At 41.5% G+C, this 4,925-nt stretch carries 5 protein-coding genes; 3 read left to right on the plus strand and 2 right to left on the minus strand.

What is annotated here, in order from left to right:
* Positions 1 to 167 precede the first annotated feature (167 nt).
* The 3 genes from C7B62_RS24495 to C7B62_RS24505 all read left to right on the plus strand — a co-directional run bounded on the left by C7B62_RS24495 (position 168) and on the right by C7B62_RS24505 (position 3,830).
* Positions 168 to 548, plus strand: a complete 381-nt coding sequence (locus tag C7B62_RS24495) for a hypothetical protein (protein WP_106243910.1) — start codon at positions 168 to 170, stop codon at positions 546 to 548.
* 245 nt (positions 549 to 793) lie between these two features.
* Positions 794 to 1,315, plus strand: coding sequence for a hypothetical protein (locus C7B62_RS24500; protein ID WP_146132208.1), 522 nt, complete (start codon positions 794 to 796; stop codon positions 1,313 to 1,315).
* 10 nt (positions 1,316 to 1,325) lie between these two features.
* Positions 1,326 to 3,830, plus strand: a complete 2,505-nt coding sequence (locus C7B62_RS24505) for a hypothetical protein (protein ID WP_106243917.1) — start codon at positions 1,326 to 1,328, stop codon at positions 3,828 to 3,830.
* A 68-nt stretch (positions 3,831 to 3,898) separates the two neighbouring features.
* Here the strand turns inward: C7B62_RS24505 and C7B62_RS25510 are convergent, their stop codons facing one another.
* A complete protein-coding gene (locus C7B62_RS25510; protein WP_146132209.1) occupies positions 3,899 to 4,075 on the minus strand; it encodes an oligoendopeptidase F family protein in 177 nt (58 codons plus the stop codon).
* Between the two features lie 349 nt (positions 4,076 to 4,424).
* Positions 4,425 to 4,691 (minus strand): hypothetical protein, encoded by a 267-nt coding sequence (locus tag C7B62_RS24510; RefSeq protein ID WP_106243920.1) that lies wholly within the window; start codon positions 4,689 to 4,691, stop codon positions 4,425 to 4,427.
* Positions 4,692 to 4,925: the final 234 nt, after the last annotated feature.

Here is a 4,925-nt window from a genome sequence, read left to right on the forward strand (position 1 = left end):
ATAGTTCAATATCATTATTTGCCATTCTTGATTAACTCGACTTTCTAAGTTAGTACAAGTATACTAATAAAAATGACTTGGGTAAGGTCATATCTAGAAAGTGTTAAATAAGTTATTTAACACTTTTAGAAGATGTACACAGACTCAAATAACTAAGTTAATTAACTATGGCAGATTTTAATTTTCCAGATATTTTTGGACAATTTGTATCGACTCCATTTATTGAAGGCGACCCATGGAAAGTAGAAATTAATGTGGACGACTTTAAAAAACAAAGCTTAGGAGGACAACTATCAGAAGAAACGGGAGCAAGTTTTGGTCATCGTCCTACAGCTACTCAAATGTTTTACGGCATTCTCATGATGCTAATGAAGAATCAAGGAGCAACAGTTAACACAGACCCAACTCAAAAGATTTACATTACTGATGCAGGAAAAACCATTGCTACAGGAGCAAGAGATGGACAGGTTAGAAGAAGTTTTACGGTTAGCTTTTATCTTGATGCAGGATTAGCAGGTATTCCTAGTATTGATGCTTTTGAGGAGTAAGCGATTTAAACAAGATGGTTGCTTCCATCCTTTTATGGTTGACTTGCTGACAACGTTAAAGACATTTATGAGACATGCCTTACAACATCAACCCTCCTTGCCCTGCCGAGCAAAAAACTTTAATTAAGTGGCAGTTCCCAGGGCAACCGCAAAAATCAAGTGACGCAGGGGACGATTATCGACTTTATTACGGTGTTTCTCCAACCGCTCCTAGGACAGGAGCTTATATCTTCTGGAATGCTGATTTGTTTCGTACCGACGGCAATAGCGCACCTTGCTACAACGTTGATTCGTATAAAGAGCCTAATCGAAGGTCTGTTTTCATTAACAACATTAGAGAAGTACCCGTAAACCCAGTAGATTTATTTGTTCCAGAACCTACGTACGTAAGTAACGGTCGACCTGTATATGTTGCTGGCTACACTCCAGGGTGGAAACTCGATGTAAAAACATATGCTGCATCTACAACTAGCATATCAACCATTACAACTGTTTATCAGGGAAGAGATGATCAAAGTTGCTACATCGTACCTGGAAGTTTAAGGAATGTAGCATATGTTTTTACACCAAGCTCAAGCGTCAAATATGTAATTGATATTTACAAAAATGGTGCTGTAGTAGCTTCGGATGCAGGTGATTTGTCCCCTACGGTAAGCTACCAGTGCATAACGCAGCAATGCCCCCCTGATACCTGTGAAGTAGATTGCGGTACTCATGTTTGCTGTTACAACTCTCAGGGGATATCAGTATTTAACTACAACAAATAATAATTGAATCATGCCAACTTGTGAAGAATTAGCCACTAAGGCAGAATTACAAGAGTTACGCGATCAGCTTAATGCGGTACTAGGAGATAAAGAAGACGGAGGTAAGGTAGACCTGTTTGTAAAAGGAGCGAGTAATACAGTACTTCAAGCGGGGGTAGGTGTAACCTTACTGGGTATGGCAAAGAATGTTGCACCCAAAGCAGTCACAGACATCCTCTTAGAGGGAGCAGCTACAGGTGTTACCTGGCAAAAGCTAGCTTCTATGAATACTGGTATCAGAGCTAAATTTGGCAACGGTACTACTGGAAGTTTAGCGGGAGTAAACGCGATCGCCAACACAGCAGGGAACGGCGCAGGTGCAGCCCAAACGGCTGCTAAGGTTGGGGGAACATCGGCAGGTGGTCTAATGGTCTTGGCTAACCTTGCCCAACTAGCAGCTACTTTAGGTATAAATAAAGCTACGGTTGATATTTTCGACTACAGGATAAATCAAGAAGCAGCAGGGACACAACTAGCTTTAGATGCTCAACAGGCTTCGATGTTGCGGATGTATGAGAAGAACAACAGCGATATCGATGCAGTAAACATTGAGATAGCCAACAACAAGGCAATAGCAGCCGAAAACAGACAGAACTTGCAGGCGGTTCAAGCTGATTTGTCACGACAAGGGAGGGAGATAGGAACATTTAACAGCAAACTTGGGGAAGCTCAACAACAAATTATACAGCTACAAACTGAGAACGCGGAGCATGTTGCTAGGATTAATGAACTTACAGAGGAATTAAGCGACACCAAAGCCGACCTTACCAATCAAATAAGTATAATAGAAACGCAGCTTCAGACAGCATTAGAAATCATTGAGTCTCAGGCATTAGAGATTGAAAAAGTTAACGAAAGGATGACCCTTTATGAAGCTAGGGTGACTGAGATTGAAGCCAGAATTGCAGATTTTGAAGCCAGAACTAGCGAAATAGAAACAGGTTTTGCGGAGCTTAGGGCTGACCTTGACTTAATTAAAGAATTGAACCCAGGGCTAGTTACAGAACGCCCCACCGAAGAGGAACAGGAATACGACAAGGTTACTTACTATGAAACCTACGAGCAAACCTATGAGCGTTTATGGCAAAAGCACAATATAGCATCGTCCGAGCGCAAACAATGGAGCAGTATAGTCAATTTTGAATTACAGAGTGAAGTTACAGAACGGCTTACTCGTTACGAGATTCAAGCGAAGAGACGCGGGTTTACAGGTAACAGTAAGATTGCAGATACTCAAACAGGAGTACTGGAACTAACCAGTAAGTTTAGTGATCCAGAGCGCCTCCCTGGTATCATCCCTACCACTATTACAGCAAGTGATATAGCTAACAATCCAGAAACCTTTAGAGATCGCTTTGAAGCACTTTTAGATACAATCAGCCCTAACGCCGTGACTCCAGAACAAATAGAAGACTTACAGACAGGAATACGTACAGGTGTGGCTACAGACCTAACCGCTATCTTTGGGAGCATGATCGTACCTCGCTTAGATAACATAGCTGATGCCACCTCAGAGCGTAAAATATCCCAAGGTGTCCAGACGGGCATTTGTAACAGCCTTAACGGTGGTAGTTGTCCACCTACGCCTACTGTCCCCAATCCAACACAAGGATTAAAAGGAATGAATGATAGCCTTAATGCTAAACTTGCAGGTCTTGACCTACTCCAAGGAACAGCCATACTAGGCTACGTTAAAAATACCAACGAGGCTGTTCGTCACACTACGTATGGGCTAGAAGCAGTACAAGGGTTTGCTGATAAAGCTTGGAAGGCTACTCATGCTGATAAGATACTCAACGGCATCACTACCGCTTTAGTCCTTCATAACGCTGTCATGTTGAGTAACAACTTAGGGCAGACTATTGGAGATGCAGCAAGTAGCGTTTTAAACGCGATTGGCATTAAAGATAGTAACGATCAACCTTTCGATGTTAATACTGTCATCAAGGCTAAGATGACTGAATTAATTAGCTCTGTCATAGGTTCAGAGAACTATGCAGCTTTGACCGCTAAGATAGCTGCTGCTAATCGCATCTATCAGAGTACAGCTAACGTGCTTGACCTGACCAGGAGCTTATTTGATTCAGCCCGTAACGTAGCAGAATTAACCGCTGAGAACACAGGAAAAATAGGTAACGCCCTAAGAGATGCAGGGGCGGTCTATGAGGATGCTTACGATTTAATGCAGGAAAAGGTTAACCCTCAAAATCAGGCTCAAAGGAGGCTAGAGGGATTAAGTAATACTCTAGGGAATTTAGCCGAAGGTGCTAGCGCTATTGCTGAGATTAGTTCCGAGGTAGTCGAAACAAGAGAGAACATCACTCAGCTTAAAGCAGAGCGTAAGCAGCTTGAGGATGAAACTAAACTCTTCTTAGATACTGAGAAGGTCAAGAAAGATGAAGATAAGGCAGAATCTCAAGCTGAGACTGAACTAGCTAAGATTGATTTTACCAGAGATGAAAGCGATGACGAGTAAGAACAGTTTCGGTAGTCGTCATCATCTTTGAGAAGTGTTAAATAACTTATTTAACACTTCTAGAATACCTACTTAGACCTTGACTTAGGCTCAACTATTCTCCTGAGCCTGATCACTTCACACTGTAATTCTGCTAGCTGTTCATTTAACTTTTCCATCTTAGCGGTCTGACGAAACATAGTACTTACCCAGTTATCAATAGCTTTTTCTAGCCTCTCTAGCCTATCTTTTGCAGTAAAGCCCATAATTTTCTCTCTAATTAGCGATGATCAAAGAATAGCTCTGAACCGAAGTTTGTCAACTGCTTGACCGTAGGTTTTCGAGGTACGAGAAACAGTTTACTAACGCAGGTGAAGAGGTAAAATAAACAGCTTGCTAATTAGGGATTAAATAACATTTGAAAGCTAGCTAAAACAATAACCCCCCTTTTGATTTGTCACCAAAGGAGGGCTGGTTTCTGCTATAGAAGGAGCAACACTGAGAGCATTTTTAAAAGTATAACCTATCAATTCAAAAGGTCAATAAAAAACGACTCCTAGCCAAAAGAGTCGTAAATTAATGAGGAAATATTAATTATGTTGAAAACTGATTTTACTATAGTAACTCAGCTAACGCCTTACTGTCTTTCTGATAAATAACTGATAGTAATTTGATGACTATTTCTCTGTTATTTTCATCCTCTTTGATTAGCTTTTTAGCCTCTGCTAAAGCAGTTACAAAGTCGATCGCATTGCTATTAGAGTTAAGCAGTAAGTCAATAGTCGTCTGGGTAGACTGACGTTTCTTATACCCTCTGTCATTCATTCCTGGGGTGTGTCCCATAGATTGAGCGCGTACTTCCAAGCTAATACCTGCTTGCATACCGTTTGTGTTCCCCAGATGTCTGTCAGCATGTGTCTGAGTGAAGTTAGCGTTCCACTTCAGTAATTTATCCCTAGCCGCTTTAGCCCAAAATGTTCTAATCGTGGCAGGGTTCTTACTCTTTGGTCTGTTGGTCGGGACAAGAGGGGTTTTGATCTCAACGTGAGTTCGACAAAGTTAGAAAGTAGCAGAAGGTAGTGCCAATAATTCTTTCGGCTCTAGATCGAGAGAAGG

The organism is Pleurocapsa sp. CCALA 161, from assembly GCF_003003995.1.
GTDB lineage: Bacteria > Cyanobacteriota > Cyanobacteriia > Cyanobacteriales > Xenococcaceae > Waterburya.